The sequence below is a fragment of the Pseudooceanicola antarcticus genome (assembly GCF_900215355.1).
GTDB lineage: Bacteria > Pseudomonadota > Alphaproteobacteria > Rhodobacterales > Rhodobacteraceae > Pseudooceanicola > Pseudooceanicola antarcticus.
Genome location: NZ_OBEA01000003.1, coordinates 14,775 through 37,309, shown reverse-complemented (window position 1 = coordinate 37,309; position 22,535 = coordinate 14,775). Strand labels below are relative to the sequence as shown.

Here is a 22,535-nt window from a genome sequence, read left to right as displayed (position 1 = left end):
GCCCAACTAGTTTCCAATAGAAACTAATTGAAGAGCCAAGGGGGAGGAGACCTATGGCGCAGCCGCTCGCGGGCGTGAGGATCGCGGATTTCAGCCATGTGATCGCCGGGCCCCTGGCCACCCAGTTCCTGTGCCTCCTGGGCGCAGAGGTCATCAAGATAGAACCACCCGCTGGCGATGCCATGCGCCACTACACCCGCGAGCCGGGACGTCAGGGCATGGCCGAGCCGTTCCTGTCCTCCAACGCGGGCAAGAAATCGGTGGTGCTGGATCTCAAGGACCCCGAGGGGCTGCAGGCCGCGCGGGATATCGTCGGCACCTGTGACATCATGCTGGAAAACTTCCGGCCCGGTGTCGCCGACCGGCTTGGTCTGGGGGCCGATGCGATGACCAAGGCCCATCCCGGCCTGATCTATTGCTCTGTTTCGGGCTTCGGCCAGGAAGGGCCCATGCGCGACTATCCGGCCATCGACCAGGTGATCCAGAGCATGTCCGGCCTGATGTACCTGTCCGGCCACGAGGGCGAGCCTGCGCAGCGCATCGGCTTCCCCATCGTCGACACCTACACTGCCCTGCTCTCGGCCTTCGCCGTGCTTGCGGCCTACGTGCAGCGCCAGGCCGACCCCGAGGGGCGCGGCCAGGTCGTGGACGTCTCGATGATGGACGCGACGATGGTGCTGATGAGCTCGGTCGTGGCGCCGTTGCTGATCGCCGGCAAGGAGCCGGTGCGGGCCGGCAACCGGGGCTTCTCGGGGATGCCGACGGCCGACACCTTTCCCACGGGCGACGGAGAGATCACCCTGGGCGCCGTGCAGCAGGTGCAGGTCGAGCGCCTATTCCGGGCCATGGAGCTGGAAACCCTGCTGGAAGACCCCCGGTTCGCCACCGGCCCCGCACGCCTTGAGCACGATGACGAGCTGACGGCCCTGCTGACGGCGCGCTTTGCCCAGAAGTCGGCCCAGGAGTGGGAAACCCTGCTGGCCGAGGCCGGGGTGCCCGCCGGCAAGGTGCGCCCGCTGTCCGAGGCGCTGGAGCTGCCGCAGGTCACCGCGCGCGACATCTTCCTGGAGGTCGAGGACCCCGCCACCGGCCAGCCTACCCGCATTCCCAACGCCGGCTTCCGCTTCCGCCGCGACGGTCCGGGCGTCAGCACCCCTGCACCGAAACTGGGCGAGCACGGGGACGAGATCCTCGGCGCCCTGCGCCGCACGGTCAGCTCCGAGGGCTGACACCAGCTGTCAGGTCTGCCGGCTTTCGAGCTGGCGGGCCTCGATCCGGCTGAGTTGCGCCCCTGCCGCCACCGGATCTCCGCCGCATTTGCCCAGGGCCCGCACCCAGGCCCGCCGGGCCGAGCGCACGGACCAGGGCAGCGCCGCTTGCCGCAGCCAGGCACGCAGCTCCGGCGGCAGGCGGTCGTAATCCGCCATCGGATTGCCCCGGCAGCGGCGTCGCCGCAGCCCGGTCTGCCCCAGGTTCGTCCCCCTCCTCATGCCGCCTCCGACGCCTCTCGCCAGCGCGGGAAAGGATCTGAGAGGTCGAGCCGCTCAGTCAGGCAGAGCTGCGCCTGCCCCTCCAGCAGCGCTGCATCCAGTCGCGCGGTGATCGCGGCACGGTCCATGTCCGCGCCGATGAAGACGATCTCCTGCCGCCGGTCGCCCCAGGGCTCCTGCCAGTGCTGCGCCAGGTAGGCACGGGCCTGCGGATGATCCGGCCGCCGCGCCTCGGGCACCGTTGCCCACCACTTGCCGAGCGGCCGCACCGAGCTGAGCGCCCCGGCGAGAGAGAACTCGGCCAGCCAGTCGGGGCGCGTGGCCACCCAGAAGTGCCCCTTGGCGCGGATCACTCCCGGCAGCGCGCCGTTCAGCACGTCGTGGATCGCCTGCGGATGGAACGGCCGCCGGGCCCGGTAGACGAAAGAAGAGATCCCGTATTCCTCGGTCTCGGGCACGTGGTCCTCGAAACCATAGAGCTCCTTGGCCCAGAGCGGATGCTCGTGGGCGGTCTCGAAGTCGAAGAGGCCGGTGTCGAAGATCCGATCGCCCGCGACCTTGCCGAAGTCGGTCTCGATCTGACGGGCGTCGGGGTTCAGAGCGGTGACGATCTTGCGGGCCGCCTCGAGGCGCTCGGGCCCGGCTTCGGTGGCCTTGTTCAGCACCACTACGTCGGCGAACTCGATCTGCTCGACCAGCAGGTCGACCAGCCGCCGCTCGTCCGCCTCGCCCAGGCTTTCGCCCCGGTCGGCCAGGAAATCATGGCTGGCGTAATCCTTCAGCAGGTTGGCGGCATCGACCACGGTCACCATGGTATCGAGCCGCGCGACATCGTCGAGCGAGCGGCCCTCGGCATCGCGGAACTCGAAGGTGGCCGCAACCGGCAGCGGTTCCGAGATTCCGGTGGATTCGATCAGCAGGTAGTCGAAGCGCCCCTCGTCGGCGAGGCGGCGCACCTCGGTCAGAAGGTCCTCTCGCAGAGTGCAGCAAATGCAACCGTTGGTCATCTCGACCAGCTTCTCGTCCTGGCGGGACAGCTCGGCCCCGCCGTTGCGCACGAGGTCGGCGTCGATGTTCACCTCGGACATGTCGTTGACGATCACCGCCACGCGGCGACCCTCTCGGTTGTTCAGCACATGGTTCAGCAGCGTCGTCTTCCCGGCCCCGAGGAAGCCCGAAAGGATGGTGACAGGCAGGCGTCTGGATGCGGTCATCTGGTCTCTCCGTGAATCGTTATGTTATACTATTACCATCACGAAGAGAGAACAAGCACCGGCAAGAGACCAGGCGGCCCGGCGCTACGGGGATGCATCACCGGCCAGCCGGGATCCTGCTGCCATGGGAAATTCACCGCGCCCGGCGGGCACCGTCTGCGCGCCGTGACCGGATGACCCGCTAGCGGGTCAGGGTCACGATCTCTCCGGCGGCGACGCGCTGCCAGTCCCAAACCTCTCCATCCGACCAGATGATCCGCAGTTCGGCATCGAGCGCAGTGCCAAGCCCGAAGTGCTGCATGCCGGCGTGGCCGCTGGCATGGCCGCCGCCGATCATGATCTCGCGGGTCTGGGTGCCGCTCTCGGTGCGCAGCTCGATGAAACTGCCGATGGCTCCGGTATTCGGAGCCTGCCCGGCGATGTCGACCAACAGCCAATGCCCGTCCCGAGAGGTGTTCTCGAAGACCTCCAGCGCCGCGCGCCGGTTCACCACCGCCAGGTCGAGCCAGCCGTTGTTGTCAAGGTCCACCAGCGCCGCGCCTCGGGACCGCGCCACGGAGGCGATCCCGGCCTCGACCGAGCGCTCGGCGAACTGGCCCTCGCTGTCCTGCATGAGCAGGGAATTGGGATCTTCCATCGCCGCGACTGGCATCTGCTCCACATTGCCCTTGGCCACGAAGATATCGTCGCGCCCGTCGTTGTTCACATCGCCGAAGGCCGCATGCCAGCCGGTCGAGGGGCGCCCGTCGCTGCCCACATGGGGCCTGTGCGCCGTGGTGCCCCGCGCATAGGTCGCATCACGCCAGGTGGGGCCACCACCGGCGTCGGGGTCGAACTCCTGGAACTTCTGATCGCCCATCGAGGTCAGGTAGACATCCGGCAGGCCATCCCCCGTCACATCGCGCGAGGCAATGCCCATGCCCCAGATGGAATAGGGCTGCCATCCCTCCTGCTGGTCATAGAGACGCGGTGTCTCCTCCATGGCCCAGAGCTGCTCCTGGCCGCCCCGGACATAGTAATGCCGGTCGTTGGAGACCCGCAGATCGGCCCGGCCAGAGCGGTTCCAGTCGGAAAACAGCATCGACAGGGCACAAAATCCCGGCTCGAGCCGGGTGGCGGCAGCATAGGTCCGCCCCTCGGGCCGGTAGAGCAGCGTGTCGTCGCAGGCCTCGAAGGGGCCCTCAGGATCGCTGCGGTCGACATAGGTGCCGAAAGCCAGGGTCGGCAGGCTCTGCCCTTCCTCCCAGGTGGCCGAGAAGGCGGTCGTCCAGTGATCGTCCGAGACAAAACCAAGTGCCTGGCCCATGTCCTGGAACCGGCAATCGCCCAGCCCGCGCAGAAGCTGGTCCTGGCCGACGCGCAACACCGCCAGGTCGAGAAGTCCGTCACCGTCGATGTCCAGCGGATAGGCCCCCGTCACGCCGGTCATCGCCAGGATCTCGGGAGTTTGCGCCTCGAAGGCCAGACCTTCGCCCGAGCGGTTGCGGAACAGGGTCGCCGGATTGCTGCCACCGGCGGCATAGAGCTCCGGCAGGTGGTCGCCGTCGCAGTCGAAGGCCGCGACACCGCCGCCGACGAAATGCTCCCAGCCGCCGTCATAGACATGCGGCGCGATCTCGACCGGGGCGAAATGCGGGGCCAGCGGCTCTGCCGAGGCCAGGCCCGGCACCACCAGGGCGAGCAACAGGTTACGCAGCATCTTGATCTCCTCGCGCGCGAATTTTCAGGATCGAGACCCTTTCGATGCCATGGGCCGCGGCCCCGCGCGCCCACATCTTCTGGTCCAGGTTGCGCACCGTGATCCCCGGCAGCGGCGCATCCACCTGCACCGTATTGCGCTTGAGCGCATCAAGCATGGCCTGGGTGTGGGCCTCGTCAAAGCGGGGACGCAGGCGGGCGATGACGATATGCTCGGGATCGAAGAGGTTCACCAGGCTGGCCAGCGCCACGCCCAGCACCTTTGAGGCGCGCTCCAGCACCTCGCCGGACAGCCGGTCGCCGGCGCGGGCCGCGTCCAGGATGTCGGTGAGGCTCTTGTAGGCATCGCCCTGGCGCCCGACCGAGGCATCACGGATCAGCGCGTAATCCCCGACGTAGGCCTCGAGGCAGCCGCGCTGGCCGCATTGGCAGACCGCGCCTTCAAACTGCACCTTCATATGGCCGAATTCGGCACCGCAGCCGCGCTCGCCGCGGTAAAGCTGGCCATCCTGCACGATGCCCATGCCGACACCATGCTCGATGGTCACCACCAGGAAGTTGCGCAGCCCGCGCCCGGCGCCGAAGAACTGCTCGGCCTTGGCCACGAGGTTTGCGTCGTTCTCCAGGAAGGCCGGGCATGGCAGGTGCCGGGCAAAGAGCGGCATGAAATCGACATTGCGTTCCCGCACCGACGAGGACCAATGCATGAAGCCGGTCTCTCCGTTGATGAACCCCGGCAGGCCAAGCGCCACCCCGGCCACCGCGTCCAGCGACAGCCCCAGTTTCTCGCAGGCGTCATCCAGTGCCTGGCGCACCGCCATGACCAGTGCCTCTGCCGGCATGCAGGATGCGGCCAGAGGCGATAGATGAGAGCCGATTTCTACACCCTTGAAATCCACCACCGTGACATGGATCGCATGGCGCGCGACCTTGATCCCGGCCACGGCAAGCGCCTCTCCGTTCACTTCCAGCATCACCCGCGGGCGGCCCCGCTGGGTGGCATCTGTTCGTTCGGCCTCCACGTCGCGGATCAGCCCGGCCTCCAGCAGGGCGCCACAGGCCGAGGTCACCGTCGCCGGGCTGCTGTTGAGCGCCTTGGCGATATCGGTGCGTGAAATCTGCCCCGCCTCCCGGATGCACTGGAAGGCCCGCAGCCGGGTCATTTCGCGGGCATCGAGATCGTGGTGCAAAGTGCGTTCCTTCATCATCCGGCAACCTTTGATCAAACCATGCTTGGTTTCCAGCTTTTTTTCAGCGGGCAAAAAAATAAATTTTGTCCCCGGAGGAAATGTGCAAGATGGCGATGCCAAGGCGATTCGGGGAGGTACGAATCATGCTTGGACAACGAGCTTACCGATCGAAACAACCGGTCGGATATTTGGGAGGAAACCAATGAAACTGATCGCAACAACTGCGATTGCCATGGTGCTTGGCACCGGTGCATTCGCGCAGACCGTCGGCGTGAGCTGGTCCAATTTCCAGGAAGAGCGCTGGAAGACCGACGAGGCGGCCATCGTCGCCGCCATCGAAGCCGCGGGCGGAGACTACATCTCGGCCGACGCGCAATCGTCGTCGTCCAAGCAGCTGTCGGACGTGGAAAGCCTCGTCGCCCAGGGCGCCGACGTGCTGGTGATCCTGGCGCAGGACACCCAGGCCATCATTCCCGCCGTGACCGCCGCCGCCAACGAAGGCATCCCGGTCATCGCATATGACCGCCTGATCGAGGACCCGCGCGCCTTCTACCTGACCTTCGACAACGTCGAAGTCGGCCGCATGCAGGCCCGTGCCGTCTTCGAGGCGCAGCCGACCGGCAACTACGTGATGATCAAGGGCTCGCCCACCGATCCCAACGCGGACTTCCTGCGCGGTGGTCAGCAAGAAGTGCTGCAGGCCGCCATCGACGCCGGTGACATCACCATCGTCGACGAAGCCTACACCGACGGCTGGCTGCCGGCGAACGCACAGCGCAACATGGAGCAGATCCTGACCGCCAACGACAACAACGTCGACGCGGTCGTGGCCTCCAACGATGGCACCGCCGGTGGCGTCGTGGCCGCGCTGACCGCACAGGGCCTCGAAGGTCTGCCGGTCTCGGGTCAGGATGGTGACCATGCCGCCCTGAACCGCGTGGCACGTGGCACCCAGACCGTCTCGGTCTGGAAAGACGCCCGCGCGCTCGGCAAGGCCGCCGGCGAGATCGCCGTTGCGCTGGCCAGCGGCACCGACGCCTCGGACATCGAAGGCGCGGCCGAGTGGACTTCGCCCGCAGGCACCACGCTGACCGCCAAGTTCCTGGAGCCGGTTCCGGTGACCGCCGACAACCTGACCGTTGTCGTCGAAGCCGGCTGGATCGAGCAGGACGCTCTGTGCCAGGGCGTCACTGACGGCCCCGCTCCCTGTAACTGATACTGTCCTTAACGCATGTGGCCTCCGCCATCACCGGCGGGGGTCACAGCCCCTACATTCAGAACCGAGGTCACAATGGCAGACGCCAGCGCCTCCGGCACGTCGATCGGACGAAAGAACATCTTCAAGACACTCGAATTCGATACCCGCCTGCTGGGCATGGTGGGCGCATTCGTTCTGGTCTGCATCGTGTTCAACGTCCTGACCGAAGGTCGGTTTCTCACTCCGCGTAACATCTTCAACCTGACGATCCAGACCGTCAGCGTGGCCATCATGGCCACCGGCATGGTCTTCATCATCGTGACCCGCCACATCGACCTCAGCGTCGGCGCGCTGCTGGCGACCTGCTCGGCCATCATGGCCATGACGCAGACCCAGTTCCTGCCCAGCCTCGGGATCGACTACGGCAGCCCGCTGATGGCACCCGTGGCGATCGTCATCGGCCTGCTTGCAGGGGGTCTGATCGGGGCGTTCCATGGCTGGCTGGTCGGCTATCTCACCATTCCCGCCTTCATCGTGACGCTCGGAGGCTTCCTCGTCTGGCGCAACGTGGCCTGGTACCTGACCAGCGGTCAGACCATCGGCCCGCTCGACGACACCTTCCAGAAGCTCGGCGGCATCGGCGGCACCCTCGGCACCACCGCGAGCTGGATCATCGGCGCCCTCGCCGTGGCCGCAGCCTGCTACGGCATCCTGCAGGCCCGCCGGGCCCGCATCGCCCACGAGTTCCCGGTCAAGCCCGTCTGGGCGGAAGCCACGCTGATGGCCCTCGCCGCGGCGCTGATCCTCGGCTTCGTGGCCACGCTCAACGCCTATTCCGTGCCGACCCGCGTGCTGGCCCGCGAATTCGAGGCCCGTGGCGAGGTCATGCCCGAAGGCTTCACCCAGGGCTACGGCATCCCCTTCTCGGTGCTGATCCTGATCGCCATCGCCGTGGTGATGACCGTGGTGGCGCGCCGCACCCGCCTGGGGCGCTACATCTTCGCCACCGGCGGCAACCCCGACGCGGCAGAGCTTTCCGGCATCAACACCCGGCTGCTGACGGTCAAGGTCTTCGCCATGATGGGCGTGCTCTGCGCGCTGGCCGGCATGGTCGCCTCCGCGCGCCTGTCGTTCCACTCCAATGACATCGGCACCCTGGACGAGCTGCGCGTGATCGCGGCGGCCGTCATCGGCGGCACCGCGCTGGCGGGTGGCATCGGCACGATCTACGGCGCCATCCTCGGCGCGCTGATCATGCAGTCGCTGCAATCCGGCATGGCCATGGTCGGCGTCGACGCGCCCTTCCAGAACATCGTCGTCGGCGGTGTCCTCGTGCTGGCCGTGCTGATCGACATCATCTACCGCAAACGAACCGGAGACGTGTAATGGTTGACCGCAGTGGAACCCCCCTGGTCGAAATGCGCGATGTCTCGGTCTCGTTCGGCGGGATCAAGGCCGTCGATCACGTCACCATCGACCTCTACCCCGGCGAAGTCGTCGGCCTCCTGGGGCACAACGGCGCCGGCAAGTCGACGCTGATCAAATGTCTGTCCGGCGCCTACAAGATGGATGCCGGAGAAATCTACGTCGACGGCAAGCTGGTCGATATCCAGAACCCCCGCGACGCGCGCGGCCATAACATCGAGACCATCTACCAGACGCTGGCGCTTGCCGATAACCTCGATGCGGCCTCGAACCTCTTCCTAGGCCGAGAGCTGATCACCCCCACGGGGCTGGTCGACGACGCCCGGATGGAGGCCGAGACGCGCAAGATCATGGCCCGGCTCAATCCGAACTTCAAAAAGTTCAACGCCCCGGTGAAAGCGCTCTCGGGCGGCCAGCGCCAGTCGGTCGCCATCGCCCGCGCGGTCTATTTCAATGCCCGCATCCTGGTCATGGACGAGCCGACCGCCGCGCTTGGTCCGCAAGAGACCCAGATGGTCGCCGAGCTGATCGAACAGCTCAAGGCGCAGGGCATCGGGATCTTCCTGATCGAACACGACGTGCATTCGGTGATGAACCTCTGCGACCGTGCCTCGGTCATGAAGAACGGCCAGCTTGTCGGCACGGTGGATGTGGACAAGGTCACCGACGAGGACATCCTGTCGATGATCATCCTGGGCAAGCGCCCCGAAGTCGCCGCATCCTGACCGGGTCAAAAATCAACTCCTCCCCTGCGCCTCGGTCCGTCCGGGGCGCATCTCCCACTCTGCCAAGGACCAAGACAGTGAGCACAGGATTCTTCGACGGTATCTCCAAGGTCGCCTATGAAGGCACGGACAGCACCAATCCGCTGGCCTTCCGCCACTACAACCCGGACGAAGTCGTCATGGGCAAGCGCATGGAAGACCACCTGCGCTTCGCCGTCGCCTACTGGCACAGCTTCGCCTGGGAAGGCGGTGACCCCTTCGGCGGACCGACCTTCGTGCGTCCCTGGCACCCCCAGGACGACATGGGCCGCGCCAAGCTGAAGGCCGATGCCGCCTTCGAGATGTTCGATATCCTGGACGCTCCGTTCTTCTGCTGGCACGACGCCGACATCCGCCCCGACCAGGGCGACTTCGCCGGCAACCTCGCCACGCTTGAAGAGATCACCGATTACATCGGCGAGAAGATGGAAGGCAGCCGCACCAAGCTTCTCTGGGGCACCGCCAACATGTTCAGCCACCGCCGCTGGATGTCGGGCGCCTCGACCAACCCCGACCCCGACGTCTTCGCCGTCGCCGCCGCCACGGTGAAATCCTGCATGGATGCGACCCACAAGCTGGGCGGTGCGAACTACGTGCTCTGGGGCGGCCGCGAAGGCTACGAGACCCTGCTGAACACGGACCTCACCCAGGAGCTGGACCACATGGCCCGCTTCCTGCACATGGTCGTCGACTACAAGCACAAGATCGGCTTTAAAGGTCAGATCCTTGTCGAGCCCAAGCCCCAGGAACCCTCCAAGCACCAGTACGACTTCGACGTGGCCACATGCATCGGCTTCCTGCGCAAGTACGGGCTGGAAAACGAGGTGAAGCTGAACATCGAACAGGGCCACGCGATCCTTGCCGGCCATTCCTTCGAGCACGAGCTGGCACTGGCCACCTCCGAGAACATGCTCGGCTCGATCGACATGAACCGCAACGACTACCAGTCCGGCTGGGATACCGACCAGTTCCCCAACAACACGCCGGAAGTCGCGCTGGCCTATTACTACGTGCTCAAGTCCGGAGGCTTCACCTCGGGCGGCACCAACTTCGACGCCAAGCTGCGCCGGCAGTCGCTGGAGGCCGAGGACCTGATCGCCGCCCATGTCGGTGGCATGGACATCTGCGCCCGTGGCCTGAAGGCCGCGGCGGCGATGATCGAGGACGGTGGTCTCGATGAGGCCCTGAACACCCGCTATGCCGGCTGGCAGACGCCCGAGGCCAGCGCGATGCTGAACAGCGACCTCGCCTCGATCACCGAGCGTGTGCTCTCGGAAGGGATCAACCCCGAGCCCCGTTCGGGCCGCCAGGAGATCCTTGAAAACTACGTCAATCGCTTCGTCTGATTGCTGAAAGAAGGACAAGCCATGTATCTTGGTCTCGACCTCGGAACCTCTGGCCTCCGCGCCATCCTCATCGACGAGGCCGGCGCGGTTCTGGCAGACGCCGAAGCCGCATTTGATGTCGACCACCCGCACGCCGGGTGGTCGGAACAGGACCCCGCCGATTGGGTCGAAGCCTGCAAGACCACCGTCGCCGCGGTGAAGGCCAAGGCGCCCGAGGCCTTCGCACAGCTGAAAGGCATCGGGATCAGCGGCCACATGCATGGCGCGACGCTGATCGACGCGGCCGACAAGGTGCTGCGGCCCTGCATCCTGTGGAACGACACCCGCTCCACCGACGAGGCCGCGGCGCTGGACACCATGGACGGCATCCGCGAGATCACCGGCAATATCGTCTTCCCCGGCTTCACCGCACCGAAACTGGCCTGGGTCGCAAAGCACGAGCCCGAGACCTTCGCCAGGGTCGCCAAGGTGCTGCTGCCCAAGGACTACCTGCGCCTCTGGCTGACCGGAGAGCATATCTCGGACATGTCCGACAGCGCGGGCACCGCCTGGCTGGACGTAGGCGCGCGCAACTGGTCCGACGCCGCACTGGCGGCGGGCGGCATGCGCCGCGACCAGATGCCCGAGCTCGTGGAAGGGGCCGCTCCCGGCGGCAACCTGCGCGAGACGCTCTGCGCGGAATGGGGTCTGTCGGGTCCCGTCATCGTAGCCGGCGGCGCCGGTGACAACGCGGCGGCCGCCTGTGGCATCGGCGCCCTGGGCGAAGGCAGCGGCTTTGTCTCGCTGGGCACCTCGGGCGTGCTGATGGTCGGGCGCGACAGCTATGCGCCGGACGCGGCCTCGGCCGTGCACAGCTTCTGCCACGCGGTGCCGGATCGCTGGTACCAGATGGGCGTGATCCTGGCGGCGACAGACAGCCTCAACTGGCTGTCGCGCAACCTCGGGCAAAGCCCGGCGGATCTGTCCTCGGCACTGCCCGACACGGCCAGCGGGCCCTCCAGCCTGACCTTCCTGCCGTACCTGTCGGGCGAGCGCACCCCGCACAACGATTCCCGCGTGCGCGGCGCCTTCATCGGTCTCGACGTGGCCATGGATCGCACCGACCTGACCCGCGCCGTCATGGAGGGCGTCAGCTTCGCCCTGCGCGACAGCCTTGAGGCGCTGAAGGGCACCGGGGCCAAGTTCGAGACGCTCTTCGCGGTCGGCGGCGGCGCAAGGTCGCGCTTCTGGCTGACCACGCTGGCCAGCACCCTGAACCTGCCCCTGTCGCTGCCCGCGGGCAGCGAGCTCGGCGCCGCCATGGGGGCCGCACGGCTTGCCGTCTGCGCGGTCACCGGGGCCTCTCCGGATGCGGTGATGACCCAGCCCGAAACCGGCGACGTGATCATGCCCGACAAGGCGCTGACCGCCGCCTATGACGACGCCTATGGCCGCTACCGCGCGCTTTATCCCGCGCTTACCAGGAAGGGCTGAACCATGCACCGTGGAACGCGCAGGACCGGCGAAAGCCACCTCTCCCCGAGGGGATACTGCGCGGCCACGGCGCTCGCGCTGACCTGTGTCCTCTCCGGCGCGGTCTGGGCACAGGATGCGCAGGGCGGCGGCCTGCCCGACCTGGGCCCCCGCCCGGTCTTCCCCGAGCCCGACATGGCGCGGGTCCAGCTGGGGCAATTGCTGTTCTACGATCCGATCCTCTCGGGCAACCGCGAGGTCAGCTGCGCCACCTGCCACCACCCCGATCTCGGCACCTCGGACGGGGTCTCGCTTGGTCTGGGCGATGGCGGTCTGGGCCTTGGCACCAAGCGCGAGATCAACGCCGAGAATCTGCCCGAGCAGCGCATCCCGCGCAATGCGCCGGGGCTCTGGAACCTCGGAGCCGAGGAATTCACCCGCTTCTTCCACGACGGCCGCCTCGAGCTGGACGAGAGCCAGCCCAATGGCATCCGAACCCCGCTTGGCGCCGAGATGAGCCTGGGCTTTGCCTCTCCGCTCGCCGCACAGGCCATGTTCCCGGTGCTCTCGGGCGACGAGATGGCCGGGCATTACGCCGAGAACGAGGTCAGCCAATCGGTCCGCCAGGGCCTGCTGGCGCAGCCCGGCGGCGCCTGGGACAAGATCGCGGCGCGGGTCGCGGCCGTCCCTGAATATGCCGAGAGCTTCGAGCGGATCGAACCCGGTGCCCGGATCACCTTCGCCGCCATCGCCAATGTCATCGCCGATTTCATCACCTTCGAGTGGCGCGCGGACGCGGCCCTCTTCGATCGCGCCATGGCGGGTGAGGCCAGCCTCCCCCCCGAGGCGCAGCGCGGGATGGAGCTGTTCTACGGCGAGGCCGATTGCGCCTCCTGCCACGCGGGCTGGTTGCAGACCGACCACGACTTCCACGCCATCGCCATGCCGCAGATCGGACCGGGCAAGGCGGCGCGTTTCGAGAACCACGCCCGCGACGAGGGACGTTTCCGTGTCACGGGCGACCTCTCGGACGCCTATGCCTTCCGCACACCCTCGTTGCGCAACGTGACCCTGACGGCGCCCTATGGCCACGACGGGGCCTTCGCCACGCTTGAGGGCGTGATCCGCCATCACCTTGATCCCGTGGCCTCGCTGCAGAGCTACGATATCTCGCAGGCGGTGCTGCCCAGCCTGCCCTCGGCAAAGGATCTGCGTATCCAGGGGTCGGCAGCGGAGGTCGAGGCGATCGCAAGCGCCAACAGCCTGGCCCCGCGAACGCTTGGGGATGACGAGGTGGCGGCGCTCATCGCCTTCCTGGAAAGCCTGGAAGACCCGGCCCTGCGCCTTGGCATCCCGGCCTCGGTACCCAGCGGCCTGCCGGTGACAGGCCGCTAGGGAATTTTGGGCCGCCAGGGATTATTGGCGACAGGGTTTCCCAGCCGATCAGGCGACTTCGGTGTTCTGCTCCTGCGCGTCGAACCAGTAGAGCCTGCCGGTGTCGAAACCGACAGAGATCTCTGCCCCCTCCTCGGGGCTGTCACCACCGTTGTAGAGCGCCAGGCAGCGCCCCAGCCCATCCAGGTCCAGATGCAGCAGCGAACCCGCGCCGGTGTACTCGTTGTTCACCACGCGCCCGCTGACCGGCCCCTCGCCTGCACCAAGCACCTGCATGTCCTCGGGACGCAGCCCGGCGCGGATCGCCGCAGCGCTCGGGCGGGCGGTCTGCAGGATGTCCGCCGGCAGACCGGAGGCCTCGAAGAGGTTCATCTTCGGGCTGCCGATGAACTGGGCCACGAAGGCATTCGCCGGACGATAGTAGAGATCGCGCGGCGATCCGACCTGCTCGACCTGGCCATCGCGCAGCACGACGATCTTGTCGGCTAGGGTCATCGCCTCGATCTGGTCGTGGGTGACGTAGATCATCGTATTGCCGAGGCGCTTGTGCAGCGCCGCGATCTCGGCGCGCATGTGCACGCGCAGCTCCGCGTCGAGATTCGACAGCGGCTCGTCGAACAGGAAGACCTCGGGGTTGCCGACGATCGCGCGCCCGATGGCGACCCGCTGACGCTGGCCGCCGGACAATTCACGCGGGAAGCGGTCCAGCAGGCTTTCCAGCTTCAGCGTCCGGGCGGCCTCTTCCACCCGGCGGTCGATCTCGGGCTTCGAGAGCTTGCGGACCTTCAGCCCGAAACCCATGTTCTCCCGCACCCTGAGGTGCGGGTAGAGCGCGTAGGACTGGAACACCATGGCCACGCCGCGCTTGGCGGCGGGCACATCGTTCATCCGCTGGCCGCCGATCTCGAGGGTGCCACCGGTGATGTCGACCAGCCCCGAGATGCACCGCAGCAGGGTGGACTTGCCGCAGCCCGAGGGGCCGACGAAGACGACGAATTCGCCGTCCTCGATTTGCAGATCGACATCTCGGATCACCTGCAACGAGCCGAAGGTCTTGCAGACGCCGCTCAGGGTCAGTTCAGCCATGTGTTTTCTCCCTTGAGAAGCCTGTCACTCGGCACGGCCGAAGAGTTCCAGCCGCGCGGTCCGGTAGATGTGCCGCGGCCATTCCAGCGGGATGGCGAACTTCTGGCACAGCAGGTCCTGGTAGGCCGCGAGGTGCCGGGGCGTCTCGCGCACGCCGCGCGGGGTCTCGCCGGTGTCGAGGCAATAGGCGGCCAGCGCGCCCACGGCCTCGCCGATGTTCCATTCCACCGGGTGCAGGCGGTAGCAGCCGTTGGTGATATGGGTCGACCCGATGTTCTTGCAGGCCGGCAGGAGGTTCTCGACACGCTCGGGGATCAGCGCTCCCAGCGGGATCTGGAACGGCCAGTTGGCGATGTCGACATAGTTGCGCGGCGCGGTGGAGGGGTGCAGGTCGATCCGGTAGCTGCCGACCCCGACGCTGTCCTCGAAGACCTCGGCCCCCACCAGCCCTTCGCGGGCATCGACGCCGACGTGGTTCTCGGTCACCGTGAAGAGCGCCTTGATGCGGCGGCTTTCGCGGATGTAGGGCGCGACGGTAAGACCGTCGAGCGTGCCCATCACCTCTCCTGCCGGGCGCAGCCCGCGGTAACCGGTGCCGCCATCGTGGCGCGGCGCTTCGGTCTGCATCCAGTAGAGCATCGAGAGCGAGAGCTGGCGCGCACCTTCCAGATGGCGCTTGGCCTCCTCCGCGGGGACACCGACGATGGGACCTTCGCAATAGTCGATCTGCGGCCAGTTCACGAGGCAGACATCAGAGGGGAAATGGCCCTCTGCGTGGTTCTGGCGGCGCAGGATGCGACGGTAGTGCCAGTTGTCCTCGATCCCCTCGGCGTCGATGTCGCCGGCAAAGAGCGGGCGGGTGTCGGGCTCGAGCGTCACCGGGTCCGGGGCGGTGAACGAGACCTGGCGGTCGGGCCAGAAATCCAGCTTGTAGTCGCGCCACTTGTCGTATTCGGCGGGGCGTTCGATCGTGTGATCCTCGTCGGGATGATAGGACATGGCGAAGCACCAGCTCACCGCCTGCTGGTCCATCGGGTTCGCCTCGGCCGGGGCCGAAGGCTCGCCCGTCTCGGCCTGGCTTTCGGCACCGATCACATGCTCGACCGCGCCCAGCTCCAGCAGGTCCCCCAGCTCGGTCGCGTCGATCACATAGCGGCCGTGCAGCATCAGCGCGCCATATTCCTGGCTCTCGACCTCGACCGCGTCGAAACGGTCGCCGGTCTGCTCGACGCCCACCGGGCGGGTGTTGAGCAGGATGGTCAGCCGCTCGGTCCCGTGCCAGGGCGCAAGCATCTCGTCGATCACCGCGACGCCGGCGCGCGGCTCTGCCGTGAGCGGGCTGACGTTCCCGCTGCCGGGATTGAGGAGCGCCAGCCCGCGCGCCGTTTCCGTGAGTGGGTAGTGGCGCCGGTAGTAGTTGCGGATGCCCTCCCGCAGCTGTCGGTAGCTGGCGGTGGAGCCCTCCTTCTCGATCCAGGGGTTCTCATCCGGCGGCACGGCCTGGGTCGTCAGCTGCCCGCCCAGCCACTTGTATTCCTCGGTCAGGATGACACTGCGGCCCATCTTCAGCGCGGCCAGGGCTGCCGACACGCCGCCGAGGCCACCGCCGATGATGATGATATCTGCGTGGAGGTCTTTCATGGTTCTTATCCTTTGACACCCGAGAGGGCGAAGCTTTCTACGATCTGACGCTGAGCGGCGATGTAGACGATCAGGATCGGCACGACGGCCAGGCTGGTCGCCGCCATCTGCAGGTGCCAGAGCGGCAGTCCATAGGCGTCGGTGAAGTTTGAGAGCGCGAGCGGCAGGGTGAAGAGCTCGATGTCGCTCAGGAAGACGAGGGGCTCGAGGAACAGGTTCCAGGAGAACAGGAAGGTGATGATGCCCACGGCGGCCAGCGCCGGGCGCGACAGCGGCAGCGCCACCTTCCAGAAGATGCCGAAGCGAGAGAGCCCGTCCATCCGCGCGGCCTCTTCAAGCTCGGGCGGAAGCGCGGTGAAGTACTGCCGCATGAGGAAGGTCGCCATGACCCCCTGAGAGCCGAACATCGGCAGCAGGATCAGCGGCATGTGGGTGTTCATCAGGCCCAGCCACTTCATCAGGAAGAAGTTGGGGATGATCGTCACCTCTTCCGGCATCATCAGCGCCGAGATCAGCATCAGCAGCAGCAGGCCACTGCCGGCAAAGCGGATACGGGCCAGGGCATAGCCTGCCAGCGACGAGATGAAGAGCGAGCCCGCCGTCACCACCACCGCGATGTAGAGCGAGTTGAAGTACTGCCGGGCGAAGGGCTGGTAGCGGAACACCTCGGCGTAGTTCTCCCAGTGCCAGGTCTGCGGCAGAAGCGAGAGGCTGGGCGAGAAGATCTCGGTCTGGGATTTCACCGCGCCCGAGAGCATCCACAGGAAGGGGAAGACGAAGGGCACGGCCAGGATCGCCAGCGACAGGTACCAGCAGATGCGCACGAAGGGTGATTGGAAACGGGTCATCTCTCTCCCCCGCGCTGCTTGAGAATGACCTGGGTGATCGTGAGCAGCACGATCAGCAGGAAGAGGATCACCGCCAGGGCCGCCGCATAGCCGACGTTGAAGAACTCGAAGGCTTGCTCGTAGATGTAGAAGGCCAGCACCAGGGTGCCGTTCTCCGGCCCGCCCTCGGTCATCAGGTAGATGTGGTCGAAGACCTTCAACGAGCCGACGACGGTGATCACCATGATCACCAGGGTGGTGGGCGCCAGCAGCGGCCAGGTGATCAGGCGGAACACCTGCCAGCCCGAGGCCCCCTCCAGTCGCGCTGCTTCCTCGTAGTCGCGCGGGATGGATTGCAGGGCGGCGATGTAGAGGATCATGTTCAGGCCGACGGTCTTGAACACGCGAGTGACGATCACCGCGAACATCGCCCAGTCGGGATGGCGCAGCCAGTTCGGGCCATCAATGCCGATCAGCGCCAGCATCTGGTTCACCGCACCGCTCTCGCCCTGCAGCAGGAAGGTCCAGACGATGGCCCAGGCCACCGCTGCGGTCACCACCGGGGCAAAGAAGATCGTGCGGAAGATCACCACCCCCTTGAAGGGGCGCGACAGGGCCACGGCAAGGGTCAGCGCCAGCGCCATGTTGAGCGGCACCAGGCCGGCGGCGAAGACCAGCGAGTTGCGCAGCACGGTCCAGAATTCCGGATTGCGGCCGAGCGCGTCGGCATAATTGTCCATGCCGGCGAAGGTGGATTGCTGCGTGAGCAGGTTCCACTCGGTTAGCGAGTAGCCCAGGACCGCCACCAGCGGCCCGACGAAGAAGATCAGGAAGCCGATGGTAATGGGGCTAACGAACAGCCACCCGACAAGCGCGTCTCGGGTGCGCAGGGTGAGTGGTGGCCGGATGGCTGTGTCTTTCATGGGTCAGGCCTCAGAGCAGCGGTTCGATGGCTGCGCAAACGTCTTCGAGCACCGCTTTGACATCGGCATCCGGCTTCCACAGCGCGTCGAACTTCGGGCGCATGGCGGATTCGATCTGCGGATAGGCGACATGACCCGGCGCGACCGCACCATTGGCGATGCCATTGGCCACGATCTTCATCTGCTCCGGAGAGACGGCGGCGTTGCTGGTCAGGAAGGCTTCGCCCTCAAGGACCGAGTTGCGCGCCGGCGGGAAGAACTCGGCCATGATGGCCACGTTCTCGGCGCTGGTCATATGGGCCATGAAGTCGGCGGCCAGGTCCGTCTGCTTGCCCTGGGCAAAGGCCACGATGGCGGCCTGTCCGATGACCGAGGCCTCGCCTGCGGGGCCGGAGGGCAGCGGCGCGATGCCCCAGTCGAACGCGGCGTCCTTGAGCTTCGACACACGGCTGAGCTGGGTCACGGTCAGCGCGGCATTGCCGGTGAAGAAGTCGCCCTGTTCGCCCGGCGGTACTGCGGAGTGATCCTTGAAGATCATGTCGTGGTAGAGCGAGACCGCCTCGACGGCTTCATCGCTGGCCCAACCGCAGGTGCCATCCGCCCAGGCGTCGCCGCCATGGGACCGCACCATCGGGATCAGCGTATGGACGGCCCGGCCGCCATAGCCCTGGCCATCGACGCTCTGGAAGCCCCAGACACCGGCCTCGGCATCGGCAAGAGCCGCTGCATCCTGCTTCAGACGCTCCCAGGTCCACTCCCCCTTCGCGGCCAGCGCGTCGGGATGCTCCAGCCCCGCCGCATCATAGAGCGAGGCGTTGTAGTAGACGATGAAGGGCGAGGTCGAGAACGGCACACCGTAGACGGCATCCCCGTCCTGCCACAGGCCCATGGCCCCCTGCGAAAGATCGTCGAAGTCATAGCCCTCGGTGCTTTTCAGCGTCTCCGAGACATCCGCCAGCACCGCCGCATCCACGAAGGTGGGCGCCGAGCTCTCCAGCAGCCAGCCCAGGTCCGGGGGATTGCCGCCGGCCAGTTGCAGGGTGATCTTCTGCACGTAATCGGCAAAGGGAATGGTCTCGAACCGGACGGTCACGTCGGGGTTCTTTTCCGTGTAGCTGGCCGCAATGCCGTTCAGCATCGACAGGTGAGCCTCGCTCCCCGTCCACACCGTGAACCGCAGCTCCTCTGCCAGGGCGGGGGTTCCGCACAGGCCTGCGGCCAGGGCACTCGCGCCGATTAAGCGCTTTATCATTTTGTCGTGACGTTTCATGGTTTCTCCTCCTCTGTATTCTGGACTTAGTGGCCGTCGGTGACCGGACGAAGCGTATCGCCCGGTATGAACTTGCAGGGCAGAGTTGTCTGCGCTGGCCCGTTCAGCCGGCCATCGAGCTGGGCCAGCAGAAGGCGCACGGCCTCCCGACCCATCTCCTCGCGCGGGGCCTCGAAGCGGGTCCAGCGCAAGATGCTCTTGGTGTCTTCCAGCGGCGTTCCCAGAACGGCGATGGACATATCCTGCGGGACATACATCCCCTTGTCCCGAAGCAGGTCCTCCAGGCGCTCCGCGTGCTTGAGGGTCTCCGCGAGAATGAGCGTGACACGGCGCGACAGGATGCTCTCCAGGCATGCTGCGTCCAATGTCTCGGGGTCGATGTGCCAACAGCAATCGGGCCCCTGGTCCAGCCCGAGCCGGTGCATCGCAGAGCGAAAGCCTGCTTCCCGGTCCTGCTGCTGCTCACGGATGGTTGCACCGCCAACATAGGCGATCCGGCGATGCCCGAGCTCATGCCCATGGGACACGATCTCCGAGGTCGCTTCGGCATATCCCGCAGCGGCCCAGTTCAATTCGACCCGCCCGGAGTGCCGCCGCCCCACCGTCACGAAGGGGAACCCCTCGTCGGCGAGCCGTTCGAGTTCACTCGAATCCGGCTCCTGCCCCAGCAGGATCGCACCGTCTGCAACGCCCAGGCGGTTGGACCCGCCGGCGAAGATCTGGCGCGGTGCCTCAGCGGTCTGGGCCGAGGTGAACAGCAGCAGGTCATAGCCTGCGCCGGACACCTGCATCTCGATCCCCCGCAGCATCGGGTAGAAGAAGTTCCCCCGCTCTGAGGGGAATACCGATTCATAGGTGAAGACACCCAGGATGTTGCGCTTCCCGCGCGCCAGCGACTGGGCAATCGGGTTCGGGGTATACCCCAGCTCCCGCATCACCGCCCGCACCCGCTTTGCCGTATCCTGGCTGACCCGAACGCCCGTGGCGCTGTTGGGATTCAGCGTCGCCGACACAACCGCCGTCGAAACACCGGCGCGACGCGCGACATCTGCCTGCGTTACCCTGCGCTTCTTGTTGCTTGCATTGGTGGACACGGTTTCTCTCTCCCTGATTAAGCGCATTATCAAACGAGATCGCCTGTGGCAAGCCTGGAAATCTGAGAGCGGAGTGATGGAGCATCCAGACTTGGCGTTTCGTGCCACCGCTTGGCAACGCACGGCCGGGTGGCGACCTGGATCATGTTCGGACGACGATGGGCCTAGAGCCGTGCGGACACCCGACATGATCAGCGCCCGACGGTCTTCCATCCGGCAAGTACCTGATGAGCAAAGAAAAAGGCCGCCCAAGGCGACCCAATCAAAGCTATTCTACATGTTTGATGGCGGAGACGAAGGGATTCGAACCCTCGAGACGGTTTCCCGCCTACTCCCTTAGCAGGGGAGCGCCTTCGACCACTCGGCCACGTCTCCGCCGGTGTGTCTATGCGGCAGGGCGGCGGAAAACAAGTGAAAACTGTTACAAGTGCGGATCAGGGTGCAAACCCTTGGCTCAGCTCGATTATATCGTTCTTTCGCGGGCCGCTTGCGCCCCCTCCCCCGGCAGGGTTCCGCCGGGTGCGGCAGGGGCCGCAGGAACCGGCGAGCGCGGGGCACCGTTGTGTGGCTGTGCAAGGGCGGAGCGATCCGCCTCGGAACAGCCCCCAGCAGGGCCACAGCAACGGAAGGACATATCCCATGTATGCCAAGACCCTCGGCCTCAGCGCCGCCGCCATCCTGACCGCAACCAGCGCCATGGCCTCGACCAGCGCCACGGCGACCACCGATCTGAACCTGCGCGCCGACCCCGGCCCGCGCGGCGAGATCATCGACGTGATCCCCGGTGAAGCCGCCGTCGAGGTCGAGCAATGCGCCACCGCCATCGACTGGTGCAAGGTGACCTTTGAAGGCAACCAGGGTTGGGCCTACAGCCCCTATCTGACCGCCTCGCTGGATTCCGAGCCGGTGATCATCCAGGGCAACATCCAGCGCCTCGAACTGGAGACCGTTGACGTCAATGAAGAGAACCGCGCCGATGCCGCCACCGCCGGCGGCCTGACCGGCGGCGCGCTGGCCATGTCGCTGGTCGGCGGCCCGGCTGCCGTGGCCGCGGGCGTCCTGCTGGGCACCGCCGCCGGTGCCTCTGCCGTGCCGGAAGAGACCGTGACCTACGTCAAGTCCAACCCGGTCGAGCCGGTCTACATGAACGGTGAAGTCGTGGTCGGCGCCGGCATCCCCGAGGGTGCACAGCTGGTGACCATCCCCGAGAGCGACTACCGCTACATCAACGTCAACGGTCAGCCGGTGCTGGTCGATACGGATCGCACCATCGTGCAGGTGCTGCGCTGATCCTTGGCCGGAAGGCCCCTTGAAAAGCGGAACGCCCGCCCCTTTGCGGGGGCGGGCGTTTTCATGTCCGGTCCGGATGGGATCAGGTGTTGAACAGGAAGTGCAGCACGTCGCCGTCCTTGACCTGATAGGCCTTGCCCTCGGCGCGCATCTTGCCCGCCTCCTTGGCCCCGCCTTCGCCGTTGCAGGCGACGTAATCGTCATAGGCGATGGTCTCGGCGCGGATGAAGCCCTTCTCGAAATCTCCGTGGATCACGCCGGCAGCCTGGGGCGCCATGGTGCCCTGCTTGATGGTCCAGGCGCGAGCCTCTTTCGGGCCGACGGTGAAATAGGTTTCGAGGTGGAGCAGCTCGTAGCCGGCGCGGATCAGACGATCCAGGCCCGCCTCTTCCAGGCCCATCTCGCCCAGGAACATCTCGGCCTCTTCGGCGTCGAGTTGGCTGATCTCTTCCTCGATCCGGGCCGAGATCAGCACGGTGCCGGCACCCTGCTCGGCGGCCATCTTCTGGACCGCGGCAGAGAAGTCGTTGCCCTTGGCGGCGTCTTCCTCGTTCACGTTGCAGACATAGAGCACGGGCTTGGTGGTCAGCAGCTGCAGGCCCTTCCAAGCCTTCAGGTCCTCGCCGTCGACCTCGACCGTGCGGGCCGGCTTGCCGTCTTCCAGCGCGGCCTGGGCGGCGGCCAGCAGGCGGTCCTGCTGCTGTGCTTCCTTGTCGTTGCCCTTCAGCTTGCGCACCAGGTTGGCGCGGCGCTTCTCGATGGATTCGAGGTCCGAGAGCATCAGCTCGGTCTCGATCACCTCGGCATCGGCCACCGGATCGACGCGACCGTCGACATGGGTGATGTCGCCATCCTCGAAGCAGCGCAGCACATGGGCGATGGCATCGGTCTCGCGGATGTTGGCGAGGAACTGGTTGCCCAGACCTTCACCCTGGCTGGCGCCCTTCACCAGGCCCGCGATATCGACGAAGGTCATCCGCGCCGGGATGATCTGTTTCGAGCCGGCGATTTCGGCCAGCGTGTCCAGACGCTTGTCCGGCACGTTCACCTCGCCCACGTTCGGTTCGATCGTGCAGAAGGGGAAGTTTGCGGCCTGGGCCGCGGCGGTTTTGGTCAGCGCGTTGAAGAGGGTCGACTTGCCGACATTCGGCAGACCCACGATGCCCATCCTGAAGCCCATGACGCTCATACTCCTTTGTGTCCTGCGCCTCATAGAATCCAAGGGGCTTTGC

General features: G+C 66.2%; 19 protein-coding genes and 1 tRNA gene. 8 read left to right on the top strand and 12 right to left on the bottom strand.

Translation table 11 applies throughout. The features are described 5' to 3' along the window. The first annotated feature begins 53 nt into the window (after window positions 1–53). On the top strand, window positions 54–1,229 hold the full coding sequence (locus CRO50_RS08105) for a CaiB/BaiF CoA transferase family protein (RefSeq protein WP_097145407.1): 1,176 nt from the start codon (window positions 54–56) through the stop codon (window positions 1,227–1,229). A 9-nt stretch (window positions 1,230–1,238) separates the two neighbouring features. Here CRO50_RS08105 and CRO50_RS08100 read toward each other — a convergent pair whose 3' ends face one another. From CRO50_RS08100 to CRO50_RS08085, 4 genes are all read right to left on the bottom strand, one after another. Next, a complete protein-coding gene (locus CRO50_RS08100; RefSeq protein ID WP_097145406.1) occupies window positions 1,239–1,490 on the bottom strand; it encodes a DUF6525 family protein in 252 nt (83 codons plus the stop codon). Next, window positions 1,487–2,704, bottom strand: a complete 1,218-nt coding sequence (locus CRO50_RS08095) for a GTP-binding protein (RefSeq protein WP_097145405.1) — start codon at window positions 2,702–2,704, stop codon at window positions 1,487–1,489. The genes CRO50_RS08100 and CRO50_RS08095 overlap by 4 nt, the downstream gene beginning before the upstream one ends. 181 nt (window positions 2,705–2,885) lie before the next feature. Further along, window positions 2,886–4,403, bottom strand: a complete 1,518-nt coding sequence (locus CRO50_RS08090) for a CRTAC1 family protein (RefSeq protein WP_097145404.1) — start codon at window positions 4,401–4,403, stop codon at window positions 2,886–2,888. Continuing rightward, the gene (locus tag CRO50_RS08085) at window positions 4,393–5,607 is read right to left on the bottom strand and encodes an ROK family transcriptional regulator (RefSeq protein WP_232617677.1); all 1,215 of its coding nucleotides are present in this window, start codon (window positions 5,605–5,607) and stop codon (window positions 4,393–4,395) included. The genes CRO50_RS08090 and CRO50_RS08085 overlap by 11 nt, the downstream gene beginning before the upstream one ends. A gap of 187 nt (window positions 5,608–5,794) precedes the next feature. Between CRO50_RS08085 and xylF the strand changes: the two genes are divergently transcribed. The 6 genes from xylF to CRO50_RS08055 all read left to right on the top strand — a co-directional run bounded on the left by xylF (window position 5,795) and on the right by CRO50_RS08055 (window position 13,172). Beyond that, window positions 5,795–6,808 (top strand): D-xylose ABC transporter substrate-binding protein, encoded by a 1,014-nt coding sequence (gene xylF, locus CRO50_RS08080; RefSeq protein WP_179747233.1) that lies wholly within the window; start codon window positions 5,795–5,797, stop codon window positions 6,806–6,808. A 75-nt stretch (window positions 6,809–6,883) separates the two neighbouring features. Continuing rightward, a complete protein-coding gene (locus tag CRO50_RS08075; RefSeq protein WP_097145402.1) occupies window positions 6,884–8,176 on the top strand; it encodes a sugar ABC transporter permease in 1,293 nt (430 codons plus the stop codon). Next, on the top strand, window positions 8,176–8,940 hold the full coding sequence (locus tag CRO50_RS08070) for an ATP-binding cassette domain-containing protein (protein ID WP_097145401.1): 765 nt from the start codon (window positions 8,176–8,178) through the stop codon (window positions 8,938–8,940). Before CRO50_RS08075 ends, CRO50_RS08070 begins: the two co-directional genes overlap by 1 nt. A 77-nt stretch (window positions 8,941–9,017) precedes the next feature. Then, window positions 9,018–10,325, top strand: coding sequence for a xylose isomerase (xylA, locus tag CRO50_RS08065; protein WP_097145400.1), 1,308 nt, complete (start codon window positions 9,018–9,020; stop codon window positions 10,323–10,325). Between the two features lie 21 nt (window positions 10,326–10,346). Further along, window positions 10,347–11,798, top strand: a complete 1,452-nt coding sequence (xylB, locus tag CRO50_RS08060) for a xylulokinase (RefSeq protein ID WP_097145399.1) — start codon at window positions 10,347–10,349, stop codon at window positions 11,796–11,798. Window positions 11,799–11,801: 3 nt separating this feature from the next. Then, window positions 11,802–13,172, top strand: coding sequence for a cytochrome-c peroxidase (locus tag CRO50_RS08055; RefSeq protein ID WP_097145398.1), 1,371 nt, complete (start codon window positions 11,802–11,804; stop codon window positions 13,170–13,172). A gap of 48 nt (window positions 13,173–13,220) precedes the next feature. Here CRO50_RS08055 and CRO50_RS08050 read toward each other — a convergent pair whose 3' ends face one another. From CRO50_RS08050 to CRO50_RS08020, 7 genes are all read right to left on the bottom strand, one after another. Next, window positions 13,221–14,258: an ABC transporter ATP-binding protein gene (locus CRO50_RS08050; RefSeq protein ID WP_097145397.1), complete on the bottom strand. Its 1,038-nt coding sequence runs from the start codon at window positions 14,256–14,258 to the stop codon at window positions 13,221–13,223. A 24-nt stretch (window positions 14,259–14,282) separates the two neighbouring features. Continuing rightward, entirely contained in the window at window positions 14,283–15,899 is a 1,617-nt protein-coding gene (locus tag CRO50_RS08045) for an FAD-dependent oxidoreductase (RefSeq protein WP_097145396.1), read from the bottom strand. Window positions 15,900–15,904: 5 nt separating this feature from the next. Then, on the bottom strand, window positions 15,905–16,747 hold the full coding sequence (locus CRO50_RS08040; protein WP_097145395.1) for a carbohydrate ABC transporter permease: 843 nt from the start codon (window positions 16,745–16,747) through the stop codon (window positions 15,905–15,907). Continuing rightward, complete coding sequence (locus CRO50_RS08035; protein WP_097145394.1) at window positions 16,744–17,649, bottom strand: carbohydrate ABC transporter permease; 906 nt, start codon at window positions 17,647–17,649, stop codon at window positions 16,744–16,746. Before CRO50_RS08035 ends, CRO50_RS08040 begins: the two co-directional genes overlap by 4 nt. Window positions 17,650–17,659: 10 nt before the next feature. Then, window positions 17,660–18,919 (bottom strand): ABC transporter substrate-binding protein, encoded by a 1,260-nt coding sequence (locus CRO50_RS08030; protein ID WP_218844981.1) that lies wholly within the window; start codon window positions 18,917–18,919, stop codon window positions 17,660–17,662. A gap of 26 nt (window positions 18,920–18,945) precedes the next feature. Next, window positions 18,946–20,013 (bottom strand): LacI family DNA-binding transcriptional regulator, encoded by a 1,068-nt coding sequence (locus CRO50_RS08025; protein WP_179747232.1) that lies wholly within the window; start codon window positions 20,011–20,013, stop codon window positions 18,946–18,948. Between the two features lie 285 nt (window positions 20,014–20,298). Beyond that, window positions 20,299–20,388, bottom strand: a tRNA-Ser gene (locus tag CRO50_RS08020). A gap of 264 nt (window positions 20,389–20,652) precedes the next feature. On the opposite strand from CRO50_RS08020, the gene CRO50_RS08015 reads away from it, so the two are divergent. Beyond that, window positions 20,653–21,303 carry a DUF1236 domain-containing protein gene (locus CRO50_RS08015; RefSeq protein WP_097145392.1) on the top strand — a complete coding sequence of 217 codons (651 nt, stop codon included), beginning with the start codon at window positions 20,653–20,655 and terminating at the stop codon, window positions 21,301–21,303. An 82-nt stretch (window positions 21,304–21,385) separates the two neighbouring features. Here the strand turns inward: CRO50_RS08015 and ychF are convergent, their stop codons facing one another. After that, complete coding sequence (gene ychF / locus CRO50_RS08010; protein ID WP_097145391.1) at window positions 21,386–22,483, bottom strand: redox-regulated ATPase YchF; 1,098 nt, start codon at window positions 22,481–22,483, stop codon at window positions 21,386–21,388. Window positions 22,484–22,535 lie beyond the last annotated feature (52 nt).